This window comes from Vibrio sp. Hal054, assembly GCF_037162405.1.
Lineage (GTDB): Bacteria > Pseudomonadota > Gammaproteobacteria > Enterobacterales > Vibrionaceae > Vibrio > Vibrio diazotrophicus.
In genome coordinates, this window is record NZ_JARLUT010000001.1 from 648,122 (window position 1) to 665,956 (window position 17,835).

The 17,835-nt window shown below is 43.5% G+C and carries 16 protein-coding genes; 9 read left to right on the plus strand and 7 right to left on the minus strand.

Annotated features, from left to right (window positions below):
* Positions 1–15: 15 nt before the first annotated feature.
* The 3 genes from P4S58_RS02915 to nadK form a co-directional block, all read right to left on the minus strand.
* Positions 16–1,230 carry an aromatic amino acid transporter gene (locus tag P4S58_RS02915; RefSeq protein ID WP_102968326.1) on the minus strand — a complete coding sequence of 405 codons (1,215 nt, stop codon included), beginning with the start codon at positions 1,228–1,230 and terminating at the stop codon, positions 16–18.
* A 116-nt stretch (positions 1,231–1,346) separates the two neighbouring features.
* A complete protein-coding gene (gene tnaA / locus P4S58_RS02920; protein WP_102968325.1) occupies positions 1,347–2,765 on the minus strand; it encodes a tryptophanase in 1,419 nt (472 codons plus the stop codon).
* Between the two features lie 634 nt (positions 2,766–3,399).
* A complete protein-coding gene (gene nadK / locus P4S58_RS02925; protein WP_042489052.1) occupies positions 3,400–4,284 on the minus strand; it encodes an NAD(+) kinase in 885 nt (294 codons plus the stop codon).
* A 160-nt stretch (positions 4,285–4,444) separates the two neighbouring features.
* On the opposite strand from nadK, the gene grpE reads away from it, so the two are divergent.
* The 3 genes from grpE to dnaJ all read left to right on the plus strand — a co-directional run bounded on the left by grpE (position 4,445) and on the right by dnaJ (position 8,672).
* Positions 4,445–5,065, plus strand: a complete 621-nt coding sequence (gene grpE / locus P4S58_RS02930) for a nucleotide exchange factor GrpE (RefSeq protein ID WP_102968324.1) — start codon at positions 4,445–4,447, stop codon at positions 5,063–5,065.
* Between the two features lie 283 nt (positions 5,066–5,348).
* The gene (gene dnaK / locus P4S58_RS02935) at positions 5,349–7,262 is read left to right on the plus strand and encodes a molecular chaperone DnaK (RefSeq protein ID WP_102954691.1); all 1,914 of its coding nucleotides are present in this window, start codon (positions 5,349–5,351) and stop codon (positions 7,260–7,262) included.
* Positions 7,263–7,532: 270 nt separating this feature from the next.
* Positions 7,533–8,672: a molecular chaperone DnaJ gene (gene dnaJ, locus P4S58_RS02940; protein WP_102954692.1), complete on the plus strand. Its 1,140-nt coding sequence runs from the start codon at positions 7,533–7,535 to the stop codon at positions 8,670–8,672.
* A gap of 60 nt (positions 8,673–8,732) precedes the next feature.
* On the opposite strand, the gene P4S58_RS02945 is transcribed toward dnaJ, so the two are convergent.
* The gene (locus P4S58_RS02945; RefSeq protein ID WP_180980198.1) at positions 8,733–9,173 is read right to left on the minus strand and encodes a type IV pilin protein; all 441 of its coding nucleotides are present in this window, start codon (positions 9,171–9,173) and stop codon (positions 8,733–8,735) included.
* Between the two features lie 96 nt (positions 9,174–9,269).
* Between P4S58_RS02945 and P4S58_RS02950 the strand changes: the two genes are divergently transcribed.
* Genes P4S58_RS02950 through P4S58_RS02965 form a run of 4 tightly spaced genes read left to right on the plus strand, consistent with a single transcriptional unit; the run spans position 9,270 to position 12,030 of the window.
* A complete protein-coding gene (locus tag P4S58_RS02950; RefSeq protein ID WP_102964428.1) occupies positions 9,270–9,788 on the plus strand; it encodes a GspH/FimT family pseudopilin in 519 nt (172 codons plus the stop codon).
* Entirely contained in the window at positions 9,757–10,383 is a 627-nt protein-coding gene (locus tag P4S58_RS02955) for a pilus assembly protein PilW (RefSeq protein ID WP_102964427.1), read from the plus strand. The genes P4S58_RS02950 and P4S58_RS02955 overlap by 32 nt, the downstream gene beginning before the upstream one ends.
* Positions 10,380–11,618, plus strand: a complete 1,239-nt coding sequence (locus P4S58_RS02960; RefSeq protein WP_042489015.1) for a hypothetical protein — start codon at positions 10,380–10,382, stop codon at positions 11,616–11,618. Before P4S58_RS02955 ends, P4S58_RS02960 begins: the two co-directional genes overlap by 4 nt.
* A complete protein-coding gene (locus P4S58_RS02965; RefSeq protein ID WP_042489013.1) occupies positions 11,608–12,030 on the plus strand; it encodes a type IV pilus modification PilV family protein in 423 nt (140 codons plus the stop codon). The genes P4S58_RS02960 and P4S58_RS02965 overlap by 11 nt, the downstream gene beginning before the upstream one ends.
* A gap of 75 nt (positions 12,031–12,105) precedes the next feature.
* On the opposite strand, the gene fghA is transcribed toward P4S58_RS02965, so the two are convergent.
* Together fghA and P4S58_RS02975 are read right to left on the minus strand one after the other, a co-directional pair.
* Positions 12,106–12,954, minus strand: a complete 849-nt coding sequence (gene fghA / locus P4S58_RS02970; protein WP_102968323.1) for an S-formylglutathione hydrolase — start codon at positions 12,952–12,954, stop codon at positions 12,106–12,108.
* A gap of 95 nt (positions 12,955–13,049) precedes the next feature.
* Positions 13,050–14,183, minus strand: a complete 1,134-nt coding sequence (locus P4S58_RS02975) for an S-(hydroxymethyl)glutathione dehydrogenase/class III alcohol dehydrogenase (protein ID WP_102968322.1) — start codon at positions 14,181–14,183, stop codon at positions 13,050–13,052.
* Between the two features lie 150 nt (positions 14,184–14,333).
* On the opposite strand from P4S58_RS02975, the gene P4S58_RS02980 reads away from it, so the two are divergent.
* Both P4S58_RS02980 and tadA read left to right on the plus strand, forming a co-directional pair.
* Positions 14,334–15,218 carry a LysR family transcriptional regulator gene (locus tag P4S58_RS02980; protein ID WP_102964424.1) on the plus strand — a complete coding sequence of 295 codons (885 nt, stop codon included), beginning with the start codon at positions 14,334–14,336 and terminating at the stop codon, positions 15,216–15,218.
* Positions 15,219–15,268: 50 nt separating this feature from the next.
* Positions 15,269–15,796, plus strand: a complete 528-nt coding sequence (tadA, locus tag P4S58_RS02985) for a tRNA adenosine(34) deaminase TadA (protein ID WP_042488999.1) — start codon at positions 15,269–15,271, stop codon at positions 15,794–15,796.
* Between the two features lie 436 nt (positions 15,797–16,232).
* On the opposite strand, the gene mltF is transcribed toward tadA, so the two are convergent.
* The gene (mltF, locus tag P4S58_RS02990; RefSeq protein WP_102968321.1) at positions 16,233–17,816 is read right to left on the minus strand and encodes a membrane-bound lytic murein transglycosylase MltF; all 1,584 of its coding nucleotides are present in this window, start codon (positions 17,814–17,816) and stop codon (positions 16,233–16,235) included.
* Positions 17,817–17,835 lie beyond the last annotated feature (19 nt).

Genomic DNA, 17,835 nt, shown 5'->3' on the forward strand with positions numbered 1-17,835 from the left:
GTTAGTAAAACTGACTTAACCGCTGAATGTAGGTAATAGGTTCATCATTGACATAAAGTGGAACACAGCGGTCGCGATACCAAATAAGATCAGCATGCCGATCATGGCGTTACCACCCGGAGCCATAAATCCTTCTTGTCCACCTTCTAAAGTGCGTGATTTACGAGCTAATAAAGCTGGAATTAAACAAGCCCAAATTGTTGCTGCCGCACCTGCATAGCCAATCGCCAGAACAAAGCCGAAAGGGAACAATAAAGAAAGGAGGAGTGGTGGAATAAATGTCACTACCCATGTTTTAGTGCGACCTTGTTTGTTGTCTTCAAATTTGAACAGGTCTGCCAGAAAATCAAAAACACCTAAGCCAACACCGATGAACGACGAAAGAATGGCCGCCATTGAGAAGGTGTTGATTGCGTGGGATACCTTGTCTGAATCGATCACAGAACCTAATGCCGACAACAGAACTTCAACGTTACCGCCTTGCTCAATCACTGGGCCGAAATTGCTACGTGGTAGGTTACCGTAAATACTAACCATCCATAGGAAATACAGACATAGCGCGATAACCGTACCACCGAGAATAGCGTATTTTGCGCGATGCTCACATCCGTAGTAAGAACGCATACTGGCCACTGAGTGATGATAGCCAAACGAAGTTAACGCCACAGGTAGCATAGCCATAGCGTATGGAGCGTAATTGGATTCTTCGCTGATACGGTCAAACAGTACGCTCGCATCAATGTTGACGGCTAAACCAGAAACACCAAAAATAAAACTCAGCACCATAAAGGCAATAAGAACAATAGAAATCCTGTCGACTGCTCGAGTAGAGTGCCAAACGAAAAGAGAGAAAACAGCAACAAACAGGACTGACGCGATTTTATTATTGATACCTAAAACACCTTCCAGAATTAAACCTGAAGAAGTGATGTACGCATAAAGTAAGATACCGCCAACAAAATAAACCGCTAAGTTATTAATCCGGTTAACGTTATCGCCGAGAATATCTTTGGTTACAGTGTTAAAAGACACTTTAAGTTCATAGCGCTTGAATGCTTCCAATAGCATCCAACCCGAGAGTGTCATCATGATCATGGTGAAGGTAATTGCGATAAGAGACCAAGTTGTCCAAGCGCCAGCTCCCGCGCTTGGCAAACCTAACATTCCAGCCCCTACACAGACACTTGCTATGATACAAGCTCCGCCTACTAAAGATGGATTATTGTTCATAATCGTTACTCTTGTTTAAGTTTCATGTTGAGGAAAAAGCCCGCTAAATTTATAGATTTTGTTTTGCTCGATTTAGAGGGAAATAGCGCGCCAATTAGGCGCGCTTGATGTAGTTATTATTCAACTTCTTTTAGACGAGCTGTGAAGTGGCGTAGCACTGGTGGCTCGTAAGTGAAATCGAGTCCCTTCACGTTGTGAGCATTCTCTTTTACTTTCCCAAATGCTTCGATAACGAAGTCCATATGTGTTTGAGTGTAAGTAGCACGAGGAATGGTTAAACGTAACAATTCAGCAGGACAAGGGTGTTGCTTACCGGTTGCAGGGTCACGACCCAACAGTAACGAACCGATTTCCACCGCGCGGATACCTGCTACTTTGTAGAGTTCACAAGCCAAAGCATGAGCTGGGAACTGATGTGAAGGGATGTGAGGTAATAGTTTGCCAGCATCAACGAATGCAGCGTGACCGCCAGCCTGCTGACACACAACCCCAATAGCTTCTAGGCCATCAACAAGGTACTGAACCTGACCGATTCGGTACTCTAGCCAGTCTTGACGCATACCATCGTAAAGACCGACAGCAAGGCGCTCCATTGCACCGCCTTCAAGACCACCATAGGTAGGGAAACCTTCCTGAACCACACAAAGCGTACGACACTCAGTGTAAACGTCCATCATTGATTCATCTTTGAAACACAACAGGCCGCCCATTTGAACCATCGCGTCTTTCTTAGCAGACATCGCTAAGCCATCTGCATATTTGTAAGTTTCACGAGTGATTTCTTCGATAGTCCAATCTTGGTAACCCGGCTCACGTTGTTGGATAAAGTAAGCATTCTCGGCAAAACGAGCAGAGTCCATGATGACAGGAATATCGTAGCGTTGAGCAATCTCGTATACCGCTTTTAAGTTAGCGATAGAGACTGGCTGACCACCTGCCGAGTTACAAGTAATCGTGCTGACAATGTAAGGTACGTTCGCAGGTCCTGCTTCTTCAATCGCCATTTCCAGTTTCGCGATGTCAAAGTTACCTTTGAAATCTGCATTGACAGAAGTATCGAACGCATCTTCGGTATAGACGTTTTTCGCCACACAGCAGTTAACCTGAGTGTGACCTTGAGTGGTGTCGAAAAAGTAGTTAGACAGCGCCACCATTTTTGAACGGTCTAGGCCTTTTTCTAGCTCGCGCTTTTTAATCAGAACTGGAATGTAGATTTGTTCTGCACCACGACCTTGGTGCGTAGGGATAGTTAGCTCATAACCGAAGATATCTTTCACTGCATTTGCAAGTGCATAGTAGCTGCGGCTGCCGCTGTATGCTTCGTCACCCATGAGCATTGCTGCTTGCATTCTTTGTGTAATAGAACCAGTACCACTATCTGTTAAAAGGTCGATAAACACATCATCACTGTCTAGCAGGAATGGGTTCATACCCGCTTTAAGAATCGCTTCTTCACGATATTCACGAGTTGTACGTTTTACTGGCTCAACAACACGAATGCGGAATGGTTCTGGTAAGTGTTTAAAGTTTTCCATGATAATACCTTTGAATATTTTAATTTTCGTCAGGCGATATTATTCGACACCAGTTATATATTTAAGGTGCAAAATATCGCGCTAAATAATTAGCGATAAAATTCGAGTTAAATAAATCTATTTAAGAATAACCAAGCGACAACTTTAAATTAATAAAGAGGAATGCAAGTATCGAAAAACGATATAAATAGATTTAGTGTTGATGCTGATTGTTTAAAAGATTCGTAAGAATGCAGAAACAACCAAGCAGACTAGGCGTGTGCAAAAGAAGGTAAGATTGAGATTTGATAGTCGTGCGTGTACCAAGCTAGGGAGCTTGACCATAACTTATCTTGAATTTTTAGATTTTTACTCATATCTAAATCCGCTGTGAGTTATAGCTGGTTGACTGATGGATGGATTCTTAACCAAGTTTATTGGTAAGTAAATTGACAGAAATAATAATTGTGACCGAAGTCCTTAACTTGAATATGGAATAAATCATAGCTCACAAATAGTCGGGTATAGGGTAAATAAATTCATGATAGAAAATAAATGGAAATTAAAAAATCTTTTAAATATTAATAATTCCCTATAAAAAGACCTCGATATTATTCATCGAGGTCGATAGTCATTAGAAGGTAAAGTGGTTGGTTTAAAACAATTTACTCGACCAGCCCAACTTGCTTCGCAATACACTGTAGTAACTGTAATCCTTCGGGTGGATTAACTTCAGAACATTCGGGCTTTGATAAATGATCACTTCATCACCCGGTGACACCGGTAACGATATTTGACCATCACAACTGACTTCTTGAGTGCCTCTGTTGTCCGGTGACACCACTAATTTAATGCGGCGCTTACCATCAACCACTAATGGACGACAAGAAAGTGTATGCGGGAACATTGGCACCAGTGTAATCGCATTGAGACTAGGGGAGACAATAGGACCTCCACCAGAAAGAGAATAGGCTGTGGAACCTGTTGGGGTAGAGATGATCAGACCGTCTGAACGCTGAGAGAAAGCGAACTTGTCATCAATGTACACCTCGAACTCGATCATATGAGCAATTTTGCCAGGGTGAAGCACAGCTTCGTTCAAAGCCGCATTGTGGCTTTTGATTTGCCCGTGGCGGTGAACTTCCGCTTCCAGTAAGAAGCGTTCTTCTTCCATGTATTCACCTTGCAAGACTGCTTGTAGGTGTGTTTGGAAATCTTCAGGGTTCAAATCGGTCAGAAAGCCTAAGTTGCCACGATTAACACCGATCACAGAGATATCAAAGCGAGAAAGTACGCGAGCGGCACCCAACATATTGCCGTCACCACCGACAACAATCGCGAGATCTGCTTGCTTGCCAAGTTCGATTAAACTTGAGAAGTGGTCTTGAGGAATATCCGTTAAAATTTCTTTGAGCCTGTCGTCAATAAATACGGAATAACCTAGAGTTGTAAGCCACTGATACAATTCTTTGTGAGTCTGAATTGCTTGTTGATCTCTAGGCTTGCCAATGATGGCGATGACTTCAAATGGTTTTTTCATAAGTTTCCAACTGAATTAGGCTTGAATCAAAATTCTTCATCCCCATAATAAGGGCAAGTTACGCTTTTATGCGAATTTTTGTGTCAAGAACGTAAAAGAGAATTCAGTTCCTTAGCGGTTATTACGTAAAAGAGATAACTGAAGGAATGCAGGAGATATCATGAGCAACGAAGAAAACAAAGTTAAAGATGAAGAGCTGAAGCCAGAAGCGGTTGAAGTTGAAGCTGAAGCTGAAGCTGTCGGCACTGATGCTGATATCGATTGGAATCAAGATGACGCGCAAGAAGGCGAAGTGCTTGATGAGCAAGAAGCAAAAATTGCTCAACTAGAAGCGGCATTGCTTTCGACTGAACAGCGTTTGAAAGATCAGCAAGACAGCGTATTACGCGCTAAAGCTGAAGTTGAGAATATGCGTCGTCGTTCTGAGCAAGAAATTGATAAAGCACGTAAATTTGCTTTGAACCGTTTTGCTGAAGAATTGTTGCCTGTTATCGATAACCTAGAGCGTGCGATTCAAGCGGCTGACATGGACAACGAAGCGATTAAACCTGTGATTGAAGGTGTTGAACTAACACACAAAACTTTCATTGGTGTGATTGAGAAGTTCGGTTTGAAAGAAATTAATCCAGAAGGTGAAGCTTTCAATCCTGAATTCCATCAAGCGATGTCAATTCAAGAAAGCCCAGACCACGAGTCAAACACGGTTATGTTCGTAATGCAAAAAGGTTACGAGTTAAACGGTCGTGTAGTTCGCCCAGCAATGGTAATGGTTGCTAAGTAATCTTACTGAAAAAGAACGAAAACGGGAGGCAAGAGCCTCCCGTTTACTTTGTCGAAAGACAATCGTTATCGGGTGAAACCAGGTGGTAGAGCGCTGAGTTTTTATCCAGCATCAAAAAAACACTCGAAAAGCCGATAATTTTTATTTTTTTTCATTTTTCCCCTTGAAATGCTTTTTGGCGCCCTTATCTATGGGGCATACAAGAAGCAAACATACATGTTTAGCTTTGTAGCCCGATAAGGGCATAACAAACGAACAGAGAATTTATTTCGGAGATAGCCTGATGGGTAGAATCATTGGTATTGACTTAGGTACGACTAACTCATGTGTTGCTGTACTAGACGGCGACAAACCTCGCGTAATTGAAAACGCAGAAGGTGAGCGTACCACCCCTTCTATTATTGCATATACAGACGGCGAAACATTGGTCGGTCAACCTGCAAAACGTCAAGCTGTAACGAACCCAGAAAACACGCTATTTGCTATTAAGCGTCTTATCGGTCGTCGTTTCGAAGACGAAGAAGTTCAGCGCGATATCGAAATCATGCCATACAAAATTGTACGTGCTGATAACGGTGACGCATGGGTTGAAGCGAAAGGCCAAAAAATGGCTGCACCTCAAGTTTCAGCAGAAGTTCTTAAGAAAATGAAGAAAACTGCAGAAGACTTCCTAGGTGAAGAAGTAACTGGCGCTGTAATCACAGTTCCGGCTTACTTCAACGATGCTCAACGTCAAGCAACGAAAGATGCTGGTCGTATTGCAGGTCTAGAAGTAAAACGTATCATCAACGAACCAACTGCAGCTGCTCTAGCTTACGGTTTGGACAAGAAGGGCGGCGACCGCGTTATCGCTGTATACGACCTTGGTGGTGGTACATTCGATATTTCAATCATCGAAATCGATGAAGTTGAAGGCGAGAAGACTTTCGAAGTTCTTTCTACCAATGGTGACACTCACCTAGGTGGTGAAGACTTTGATAACCGTCTAATCAACTACTTGGTTGACGAATTCAACAAAGAACAAGGTATCAACCTGAAGAACGATCCACTTGCAATGCAGCGTCTAAAAGAAGCGGCAGAAAAAGCGAAAATCGAACTTTCTTCAGCACAGTCAACTGACGTGAACCTACCATACATCACTGCAGATGCGACTGGTCCTAAGCACATGAACATCAAAGTTTCACGTGCGAAACTAGAATCTCTAGTTGAAGATTTGGTTCAACGTTCATTAGATCCACTAAAAGTTGCTCTAGCGGATGCTGATCTATCTGTAGGCGACATCACTGACGTTATCCTAGTTGGTGGTCAAACTCGTATGCCTATGGTTCAGAAGAAAGTTACTGAGTTCTTCGGTAAAGAGCCACGTAAAGACGTGAACCCTGATGAAGCAGTAGCCGTTGGTGCTGCAGTTCAAGGTGGTGTACTTGCTGGTGACGTTAAAGACGTACTTCTTCTAGACGTAACTCCACTGTCTCTAGGTATCGAGACTATGGGTGGCGTTATGACTAAGCTAATTGAGAAAAACACTACGATTCCAACTAAAGCGAACCAAGTGTTCTCAACAGCTGAAGATAACCAAAGTGCAGTAACGATTCACGTACTGCAAGGTGAGCGTAAGCAAGCGACTTATAACAAGTCTCTAGGTCAATTCAACCTAGAAGGTATTCAACCTGCACCACGTGGTATGCCTCAGATCGAAGTTATCTTCGACCTAGATGCGGACGGTATCCTGCACGTATCTGCGAAAGATAAACAAACTGGCAAAGAGCAGAAGATCACTATCCAAGCTTCTGGCGGTTTGAGCGACGAAGAAATCGAGAAAATGGTACAAGAAGCAGAAGCTAACAAAGAAGCGGACAAGAAGTTCGAAGAGCTAGCAACTGCACGTAACCAAGCTGACCAAATGATTCACGCAACTCAAAAACAAGTTGCTGAAGCCGGTGAAGCTCTTCCAGCAGAAGATAAAGAGAAAATTGAAGCCGCTGTAGCAGCACTAGAAACTGCGAAGAAAGGCGACGACAAAGCAGAAATCGACGCAAAAGTTCAAGCGTTGATGGAAGCTTCTCAAAAGCTAATGGAAATTGCCCAACAGCAAGCACAAGCACAACAAGGTGCGGGCGCTGAGCAGCAATCAGCTTCTAAAGAAGACGATGTTGTTGACGCTGAATTTGAAGAAGTGAAAGACGACAAGAAATAATTTGTTGTAAGCGGATGGCTTGTTTAATGACAAGTCATCTGTGTTCACGATTCATTCTATTTACTTGCGGGCGTCAGAGTTTCTCTCTCGCCCGCATGTTTCTAGTTGTAGAGTCTATCTAGATAATACTATTTGCTCGTCAACTGATAGCGTCAACATATTGATTGCTAATTAAAACCTAAATTTGTTGTCAGTAATATTATCTAGATTGATTGATAAAAGACGGAGAAGCAATGCGCTTCTCGCTCAAAGTAATTGGTAGTTTAAAACATGTCAAAACGTGATTTTTACGAAGTATTAGGCGTTAGCCGTGATGCCTCAGAGCGCGATATCAAAAAGGCGTATAAGCGCCTAGCAATGAAATTTCACCCAGACCGCAACCCGGGTGATGCGACTGCTGCGGATAAGTTTAAAGAAGTAAAAGAAGCGTACGAAATTCTGACGGATGATCAGAAGAAAGCCGCTTATGACCAATATGGTCATGCAGCCTTTGAACAAGGTGGTATGGGCGGTGGCGGCTTTGGTGGTGGCGGTGCCGATTTTGGTGACATCTTCGGTGATGTGTTTGGTGACATCTTCGGTGGTGCTCGTCGTGGCGGCGGTCCTCGCGCACAGCGTGGTGCAGACCTACGTTACAACATGGAACTGACTCTAGAAGAAGCGGTTCGCGGTTGCAGCAAAGAAATCGAAGTACCAACACTGGTTCATTGTGATACTTGTAATGGCTCTGGTGCTAAGAAAGGCACATCGGCACAAACCTGTGGAACCTGTCACGGTCACGGCCAAGTGCAAATGCGCCAAGGTTTCTTTGCTGTACAACAGACCTGTCCTACCTGTAATGGTAAAGGCAAGATCATTAAAGACCCATGTAATGACTGTCATGGTCAAGGTCGCAAGCAAAAAACCAAAACCCTTAACGTTAAGATCCCTGCAGGTGTGGATACTGGCGATCGCATTCGTTTATCTGGCGAAGGTGAAGCGGGAGAAATGGGTGCACCAGCAGGTGATTTGTACGTACAAGTACACGTGAAAGAGCACCACATTTTTGAACGTGATGGCAACAACCTTTACTGTGAAGTGCCAGTAAGCTTTGCTATGGCTGCCCTTGGCGGTGAAGTTGAAGTCCCAACTCTTGATGGTCGTGTAAACCTTAAAGTGCCGGAAGAGACGCAAACAGGCCGTATGTTCCGTATGCGTGGTAAAGGCGTTAAGAGTGTTCGCGGTGGTGCAATCGGTGACTTGCTAGTGAAGCTGGTGGTAGAAACGCCTGTGAAGCTCAGCTCTCGTCAAAAAGAACTGCTACGTGAACTGGAAGACTCTTTCGGTGGCGAAGCGGGTCAAAAGCACAAACCTAAATCAGAAGGTTTCTTCAACGGTGTTAAGAAGTTCTTCGATGATCTAACCAGCTAATATCTCGTGACTAGATATAAAAATAAGGCCAGCATTGCTGGCCTTATTTGTATTTGAAGCTTAAAGCCAGCAACCACTGGGTAAGCTTTCTCCTGTGTGTGATAGCGTCAACTTGTTATAAGCTTTGCCTAGGCAGGTGTCGTTGTTCTGCCCTTTCGTCGCCTTAGGCGTTGCTGTAATCAGATACCCCGTTTTGCTGACAGTGGCTGAAATCTCATATCTATCACGATCGACTTCGCAAAAGCTGTTGCAAATATCGTTAGTCATTATGGTATCCGCTGAGTAACCATTGTCGTAGTTTTCTTCCAAATAGAGCTGCAATTTAGACATATCGGCCATTGCCTGCTTTCTATGTGCTTTCCTAATGTGGTCACTGTAGTTGGGGTAGGCGATAGAACCTAGAATTCCAATGATGGCCACAACGAGGATTAATTCGATGAGTGTCAAACCTTGATGCTTACGTGACGCTATCTTGCAGTAAAATATACGAATCATTTCTATTACTTCTCCATATCAACCTACGCCATTTTTAGTACCTGTTAGTATCCTTGCAAGTTGATTCATATTAATTGCAAGACTTACAGAGGAATTTGGGAAATGCTTCGCGGGTTCACTTTACTAGAGATGCTCATCACGATTTCTATTATGTCGGTGTTGTTAGCTTTTGCTGCGCCGAATCTTTATCTCTACCAACAGAAACACAAAATCAGGAATTTAGCTTCTGAAATACACGGGTTTCTTGTTCAGGCTAAATCAGAAGCTGTCTTTCGTAATAAAGATCTCTGGGCTCATATTGAAATGGATAGTAATCCGACGGTAACGGGGATGTGGTCTATACGTGTGACTGATTCTGAAACTTCAGGAGCAGGGGAAACGATACAAGTTATGGTTGGAGACAAGTATAGAAATATACATTTCCAATCCAATTACCTATCGAATCAAATTAAGTTCAATGGCATCAGAGGCAAGATAAGTAATGGCACCTTACGTTTTGCATTAACTGATCTGATAGAGAAACCATTGAATTTAAGAAGCTCGTTTGGTGCTAGTCGAATCATTGTTTGCGGAGAAGGAGGGGAGTTTTATGGTTACTCGCAGTGCAGTTCGCAAATGTAGTGGTTTCTCCATTGTTGAATTCATGGTTGCAGCTTTATTAGGAGGAATAGCATTAACGACTATTGGTAGTGTGCTCCTTTCAACGCAAAAATCTGCTAGTGAAAAAAGTAAACAAATTATGCTGTTACAGAACGTATCAAGCACATTGCATCAACTAAAAGAGGACATATTAAGAGCTGGGTTCGATGATGGATTTGATACTTCAGCGCGATTTTTGGGCGAGTCAAAGGTCACCTATGTACATAGCAAACCTAACGCATTGGGGTATGTGTATAAAGTTCGTTCAAGCACTCCTCCTGAATATAGACATGTGCTGTATTGGTTAAATAGTAAAACTTCTAGTCTGATGTTCTGCGAAAAAAGCCGGCCAACGTTGATCTCTGTTTATTCTGCTGCAACTCAATTTGGTAACTGCTATTCCGTGTTTGATCCTAACCAAATATCCGTGAACCAATTTTCCGTTACTAGCCATCAGATTGATAGTAATGATGTCGAAAGTGCCTTTGTTATTGTTCGCATGGCTGCTCATCTGACGAAAGAGCCTGAAATTAATCAATATTTAGAGATCAAAGTGACGCAGAGGAACTGGCAATGAGTAGGTGCTTACAAAAAGGTGTTACAACTTTAGCTGTCACCTCCATTTTATTGATGGTGGCATTAACGGTGACGTTGGGCACTCAGAAATCGCTTTTTTACCAAATTAAACGCTCCCAAAATGAGATTAAATCTCGGCAAAACCATTGGTTAGCGGAAGGTGCTATTGAGTGTGGTTATGCGCAGTTCCGAGCTGAAAATAAGGTTCCACAAAATATTACTGATTGTGGTTCCGGGCATGGAGTCATTGCTTCCTTTGTCCCTTCTGTTCATGGTCAGCGTGTGGTAGCACAAAGTGGTTACAGTACTGTAGAAAAAGAAATCTTGATTAAGAATAGATTGAGCTCAGGGGCAATACAGTCCAATGCGGATTTGTATTTTCATTCTAGTTTGTCATTTGCAACGCCTGATCCTGGTAAGTTCACGGAGAGAGGTTGGGAGTGTGTCGCTCTTCGTTATGGGAGACGTTTTTATTCACCATCGTTGGTTAATCAGGGAGTGGTTCACGGCAGAAAACCCTATGAAGATTTTAGTAACCCCGGTTACAAAGACTGTCTTGGTTCTCATCGCTCTTTCGGTCAATCGTGGGGACATTTAGGAAAAGATTTCGTACAAGATGCCCATTTATCTCTATTCGAACAGTTCTTTAATGTCCCTGCTCACGAACATGACAAGGTGAAAATGAGTGACAAAGTAACTGTGATGGAGGGCGTTGGGTATCCTAAGCAAGTGTATAACTGCGGCAGCGCATTGGCATCGCAAATTCGTTCTGGCAAACATTTCCTCTGGGTTGAAGGGGGATGTGAGATCAAAATGTCTGAATACAATAACTTAGTCAATGCGGCTTCTGCTACTGACGGTGTTCTAATACTTGTTCACGAAGGCGTTTTTTCAGTGATGGGTAAGCCTCCCGGTGGCTCGTCTGAGCCGTTCAAAGGGGTTTTATTCCATTTTAATCGAGAGTTTGTTGCATCTCCCATTCAATGGAGAGGCTTTGTTGCGGATAGGATTTTGAATCATCCTTCTTCTGTTGTTGAGCGATCTTTTCGAAACATAGCTTCATATTATCAATATGGTGCGTTCAGTTTATCTGGTGGGCAATACTTTGATACACCGGGGCAGTCAGCAGTATTTAATGATTCATTAGAAGTCAATTTTAATGGTGATGTCATCAATAACGTACAGGCAAATGTTAATCCACCAAGGTGGAGAGAAGGATCTTGGTATGCAGAATAGAAACAAACAGTCAGGTTTTAGTTTGGTTGAAGTGATGATCACTTTTGCTTTAATTGGGGTTAGTGCCTTAGGGCTTATCAAACTTCAAGCTTATATTGAACAACGTGCAGATTATGCCCTACACAGCATTAAAGCGTTGAATGTTGCAGAGCAGAGGCTGGAGTGGTTTCGAACTCGAGGTTCTAGAGCGGCTCATATGCGCGTTAGAACGCCTGACTATGATAGGAACATCGCTTCTTATGTATGTAACGAAGACCCTGTGTACAAAGTGAGTTGGGATGTTCATGAGCCCAATCCAACATTGGCAGTAAAAACGATCACTATGGAAGTATCTTGGTTTGACCGAAACGGAAGTAAGCAAACGGTCTCTCTACAAACGATGTTGTCCAAATACAGTGAGTTTAATACCTAGGTGTTTGAGCGAGCTATAAGCATCAATCGATACAAAAGCCCGCATGTCGCGGGCTTTTTGAATTGAGATAAATCATTACTCAGTTTTAAGATATTTAGCGTGAAACTCTAGGTGATCATCGATAAATGTCTGAATGAAGTAGTAGCTGTGGTCATACCCTGGCTGAATACGCAGAGTTAAGTTTGCTTTTGCTTCAATCGCTGCTGATTGCAATGTCTCTGGTTTGAGCTGCTCAGTTAAGAAGCTATCTGCGTTTCCTTGGTCAACCAATATTGGCGCAGTTATTAGGTGAGTTTTCATTAACTCGACTGCGTCATACTGTAGCCATTTACTTTTGTCTTCGCCTAAGTAATTGCGGAACGCTTTTTGTCCCCAAGGCACGGCCATCGGATGACATATAGGGCTAAATGCAGATATCGACGAATAAGCCGTTGGGTTCTTGATGCCAATCGTCAAGGCTCCGTGACCACCCATACTATGCCCTGAGATGGCTTTGCGTTTACTAACAGGAAAATTTGCTTCTATCAGCAGCGGCAGTTCATCAACGATGTAGCTGTACATCTGATAATGTTCCTGCCATGGCTCTTGGGTAGCATTAAGATAAAAACCTGCACCGAGGCCGAAATCATAAGCTCCTTCCGGATCATCAGGAACACCTTCGCCTCTAGGACTGGTATCTGGAGCGACAATCGCAATCCCTAACTCTGCGGCTTTTTTGAAAGCGCCCGCTTTCTGCATAAAGTTTTCATCTGTACAGGTGAGACCTGATAACCAATACAATACAGGTACTGGTTTATCCTCGGTCGCTTCTAACGGCAGATAAATTGCAAAGCGCATTTCACAATTGAGAGTGCTGGATTGATGAATGTATTGCTTGTGCCAGCCATCGAAAACTTTCGCTTGGCTATGATTAATTAAACTCATTCTTCCTCCTATACCCAGTTGTCTCAAGTGACCGCTTAAACGGGCAGCCACTCGAAATTAAAAGGTATACGCTGATTTTATTATATCGTTCTACACTACTTATCGAAGTGAACGACAGAGCGAATACTTTCGCCAGCATGCATCAAATCGAACGCATCGTTGATTTCATCTAAGGCCATGGTGTGAGTGATAAACTCTTGTAGGCCAAACTCACCTGCAAGGTATTGCTCAACGATGCCCGGAAGTTGTGAACGACCTTTAACTCCGCCAAATGCACTACCACGCCATACACGTCCAGTGACCAATTGGAATGGGCGAGTAGAGATCTCTTGACCTGCGCCAGCAACACCAATAATAACGGATTCGCCCCAGCCTTTATGACAGCATTCAAGCGCCTGACGCATCACGTTTACGTTACCGATACATTCAAATGAGAAGTCCACGCCGCCGTCTGTCATCTCAACAATCACTTCTTGAATAGGCTTGTCGAAGTGTTGCGGATTGATACAGTCTGTCGCACCAAGCTGTTTCGCTAATTCGAATTTCTTCTCGTTGATATCGATACCTATGATACGGCTTGCGCCGACCATGCGAGCCCCGATAATGGCTGAAAGACCAATACCGCCTAAGCCGAAGATAGCGACAGTGTCGCCTTTCTTCACTTTAGCGGTATTCATTACCGCGCCCATACCCGTTGTGACACCGCAACCTAATAGACAGATTTCTTCTAGTGGTGCTTCTTTATTCACTTTCGCAAGAGAAATTTCAGGCAGTACAGTGTATTCAGAGAAGGTTGAGCAACCCATGTAGTGATAAATAGGTTGACCATCTTTGTAAAAGCGAGTCGTACCATCAGGCATTAAACCTTTACCTTGGGTTTCGCGAACCGCTTGGCACAGATTGGTCTTACCTGATTTACAGAACTTACATTCGCCACATTCTGCTGTGTAAAGTGGGATAACGTGATCACCGACATCAACAGAAGTAACACCTTCACCGACCATCTCAACAATACCGCCACCTTCGTGACCAAGAATCGATGGGAACACGCCTTCTGGGTCTTCGCCGGATAACGTGAATGCATCAGTATGACAAACACCTGATGCCACAATTCGCACTAACACTTCACCTTTACGAGGAAGCATCACATCAACTTCTTCGATTTTAAGAGGTTGGTTTGGACCCCACGCAACCGCAGCGCGTGATTTTATGAATTTGTCTTGTGACATGTGGTCATCCTTTTAATCAATAACGAGGAGTGCTTGGTGTACTCCCAACACCATTAGTAGTCTTTTAGTATAGAAGCTTCTCTTTGGTTAATAATTGGGTGAAAATGAGAATAACTTTTACACTATTGTAATAATCAAAAAGAGTTGTTGATGGCAGGTTGGGAAGGAATTAACGAATTTATAGCGGTTGCTGAGTGTGGAAGCTTCACTCAGGCCTCGTTGCGCTTAAACACTTCTGTGGCGAACATTAGTCGCCGTGTCGCAACGCTTGAAGAGCGACTGAAAGTGAAGCTGTTGGTAAGAACGACACGTAAGGTGTCTCTGACTGAAGCAGGGCTGGTTTACTTTCAGCAATGTCGAGTGTTGGTTGAAGGTTTAGAGCAAGCAGAGCAAACCGTTACTCAAATGCAGCAAACGCCGCAAGGCAAACTAAAAGTGACAGCACCAGTGACTTACGGAGAGCAAAAAATTGCGCCTCTACTTCATCAGTTTCTTCAGCAACATGAACAGCTAAATTTAGAGTTAGTGCTCACTAACCAAAAGCTCGACTTAATTGAACAAGGTGTCGATCTGGCAATCCGTTTGGGGCAGTTAGACGATTCCAGTTTTCGGGCTAAGAAACTGAGTAATCGACAGTTATATGTTTGTGCAACGCCAGAATACTTGGCTCGCTTTGGCGTGCCTCATACATTGTCTGAGCTTAATAAACATCAATGTTTGATTGGAACTTATGATCACTGGCGTTTCAAGGAACACGGCCAGTCACGCTCTATTCGGGTGAAAGGTAATATTAACTGCAATAGCGGGATCGTTCTGTTGGATGCTGCACTGCGTGGAATGGGCATGGTTCAGCTACCGGATTACTACGTAAGTGAACACTTAGCTTCAGGAGCATTAGTCGAAGTACTTCCTTCGTATCGTGATGACAGAGAAGGAGTGTGGGCGCTTTATCCTCACAATCGGCATCTCTCGGCCAAAGTCCGCCTGCTGGTGGATTACCTTGCGCAAAGCTTATCAGCCGAAGCTGTTGTATAATTTCGTCCAATAAAGGGCAAACAAACCCAAGTCCAACAAGAGAGAGAATAATGACGGAATCCCAAGCGGAATTTAGCCCACAAGACGAAGACTTTATGCGCCAAGCGATGGCTTTAGCCGCTAAGGCTGAAGAGCAAGGAGAAGTTCCTGTGGGCGCTGTATTGGTTAAAGATGGTGAAATCATCGCGCAAGGCTGGAACCGTTCAATTGGCAATCATGATGCAACGGCTCACGCTGAAATTCAGGTATTACGTCAGGCGGGAGAGAAGTTAGAAAACTATCGCCTGCTCGATACAACGTTGTATGTCACGTTGGAACCTTGTCCTATGTGTGCTGGCGCTTTATTGCATAGTCGAGTAAAGCGAATTGTCTATGGTGCTCCTGATCTTAAAGCCGGTGCCGCAGGTACGGTATTGAACATCTTTGACAGCCCTGCGGCTTATCACTACGCCACGATAGAAAAAGGTTTATTAGAGGATGAGTGTCGCCAGCAGTTACAGGCCTTCTTCAAGCGTCGTCGCAAAGAAATTAAAGCATTAAAAGATGAACAGAAACGAGATCAAACAGTTGAGAAATAAAAGTAACAAGTGGGAAGTAGCGGGATAGAACAAAATAAGACGAGTGAATAAAACGAGTGGTAGTGGGTCTTTGGCAAACATCTACATTTGTAGATGTTTGCGTCCCTAAAATATCAGCTGATTACAAGTACTGTTCTTCCAAATGTACATACGCTCGATGACGTGCTAGCACTTTCTTTTTTGTATTGGCTAGCATACGGCGACGGCGGTTAGCTGATACTGCTTTGTTAAGGAGTTTAGGCCTGCGTTTAAGCATAAAACGTCCCCCTTTCAGTACTAACTATCACAACAAACCCCAATTATTCATCCAATCAGGGCGCCAAACTATCAAACTTATTTGACGTTTTTATGTATCCGACTCTTACTTGTTTTTATTTGTAGAGTAAGAGCGGATGCACATATCTATTTATGGGTTCCGAAGAAAAAAATCAAGTGTTTATTTTTGAATTGATGCAGGGTTATCGCTTGCCGATTCTGCTTGCTCAGAATCTAAGCTCTCTTCATCGTTTTGCGAATCATCAATAGACTCATCAAGGGTACTTTCATCACTTTCATCCTCTTCCGGTAAATGAATCACCGTGATGTCATCGGTGCCAGATTCGACGCTAACCACTTTCTGTTGCTCTAAATGGCCAATGATACTTTGATAGTAACGACGTATGTTCTCAACATAGTTTCTCGCTTCATCACCACGAGCATAACCATAGATGGTCTTCGAGAAATATTTCTTCTGACGTAACAAAGGTAGTCTGTCTTTTACTTCTGCCCAAGTATCCGGATCACTGCCCTGAAGTTTGGTGAGTCGACGAGCATCCATCATGTGTCCGTAACCGACGTTATAGGAAGCAAGGGCAAACCAGATTTTTTCGTGATCAGAAATGGAATCTGGAACTCGCGCCACCATTCTTCGTAGGTACTCGACACCACCTCTAACCGACTGTTCTGGGTCAAGGCGGTTGGAGACATCAACACTTTTCGCAGTTGGTAGCGTCAGCATCATCATGCCACGTACACCCGTTGGTGATTTAGCTCTAGGGTTCCAATGAGACTCCTGATAAGCCAGTGCCGCAATCAAGCGCCAGTCAAATTCATCCGAATATTTCTGGAATAGTGGTGCCCATTTAGGCAGTCGGTTATCAAGTGCTCGAATAAATGCACGCGTGTCTACATAGTCGAAAGTGCCAATGTGACCGATGTACTTTTCTTCTAATGATGCGAGCGATCCTGATTGTTTTAGTTCACCAAAGAACTCAATCATCATGGCATACAGGCTTTCGTCTTGTGAACGACGCATAAACCAAGAGATAGGTTGGTCTTCTGTCACTTCAAAGGCAGACGCGAGGTCAGGGTAAATACGTTGAGAAAGTGAAACTTCTACCGAATCTGCCATAGTAAACAGCAATGAACCTTCGGAAACGCTTTTGAGCAGATCGTTGACGTCTGAATTGGTATCAATATGGAAATCAAAATCAGGGTAATCTTTCTTTAGTCCGTTGAGCGTTGTTTCAAAGTGAGAATCATCAACCACACTGAAAATAGATTGGCCGTCATTTTGATCTTCAAGCTCTTGTTGCTTATTGACAAGCTGCTGAATATTACGCGGACGCCATTGGCCTTTTTTATACACTACTTGTTGAGATACGTAGTAGTAAGCAGGGCCGGCGCGGTAGTCTTTCAGACGTTCTTCCGATTGGCTAAGACCTGCAGCGATGATATCGATCTCGCCGTTTTTGAGAGCAGGAAACAGACTTGAGAGGCGATAAGCGGGCTTCATCTCAAGTTTGACATTCAGTTGTGCTGCAAATTCTCGGGCTAATTCATAATCCAACCCAGAAGGGCCATCTGGACCGATGTAGTAAGAGAGTTGGTTGTTTAATGTACCAACACGCAAGACTCCGCGTTCACGGATCTGGTCAAGTTCACTTTTCGGTTCGGAATCTATTTGGCAACCACTTACGAGAAGAGTCATTAAAAATAGAGTGAAGCCACGGCTGAGTGAATGATAAAAAAGCTTTGTCATTAATTTGAGATCTCTTACA

Bases quoted from the DNA above. Each gene is read 5' to 3' on its own strand.
- P4S58_RS02915 (WP_102968326.1), bottom strand. From the start codon at position 1,230: ATGAACAATAATCCATCTTTAGTAGGCGGAGCTTGTATCATAGCAAGT.
- tnaA (WP_102968325.1), bottom strand. From the start codon at position 2,765: ATGGAAAACTTTAAACACTTACCAGAACCATTCCGCATTCGTGTTGTT.
- nadK (WP_042489052.1), bottom strand. From the start codon at position 4,284: ATGAAAAAACCATTTGAAGTCATCGCCATCATTGGCAAGCCTAGAGAT.
- grpE (WP_102968324.1), top strand. From the start codon at position 4,445: ATGAGCAACGAAGAAAACAAAGTTAAAGATGAAGAGCTGAAGCCAGAA.
- dnaK (WP_102954691.1), top strand. From the start codon at position 5,349: ATGGGTAGAATCATTGGTATTGACTTAGGTACGACTAACTCATGTGTT.
- dnaJ (WP_102954692.1), top strand. From the start codon at position 7,533: ATGTCAAAACGTGATTTTTACGAAGTATTAGGCGTTAGCCGTGATGCC.
- P4S58_RS02950 (WP_102964428.1), top strand. From the start codon at position 9,270: ATGCTTCGCGGGTTCACTTTACTAGAGATGCTCATCACGATTTCTATT.
- P4S58_RS02955 (WP_102964427.1), top strand. From the start codon at position 9,757: ATGGTTACTCGCAGTGCAGTTCGCAAATGTAGTGGTTTCTCCATTGTT.
- P4S58_RS02960 (WP_042489015.1), top strand. From the start codon at position 10,380: ATGAGTAGGTGCTTACAAAAAGGTGTTACAACTTTAGCTGTCACCTCC.
- P4S58_RS02965 (WP_042489013.1), top strand. From the start codon at position 11,608: ATGCAGAATAGAAACAAACAGTCAGGTTTTAGTTTGGTTGAAGTGATG.
- fghA (WP_102968323.1), bottom strand. From the start codon at position 12,954: ATGAGTTTAATTAATCATAGCCAAGCGAAAGTTTTCGATGGCTGGCAC.
- P4S58_RS02975 (WP_102968322.1), bottom strand. From the start codon at position 14,183: ATGTCACAAGACAAATTCATAAAATCACGCGCTGCGGTTGCGTGGGGT.
- P4S58_RS02980 (WP_102964424.1), top strand. From the start codon at position 14,334: ATGGCAGGTTGGGAAGGAATTAACGAATTTATAGCGGTTGCTGAGTGT.
- tadA (WP_042488999.1), top strand. From the start codon at position 15,269: ATGACGGAATCCCAAGCGGAATTTAGCCCACAAGACGAAGACTTTATG.
- mltF (WP_102968321.1), bottom strand. From the start codon at position 17,816: ATGACAAAGCTTTTTTATCATTCACTCAGCCGTGGCTTCACTCTATTT.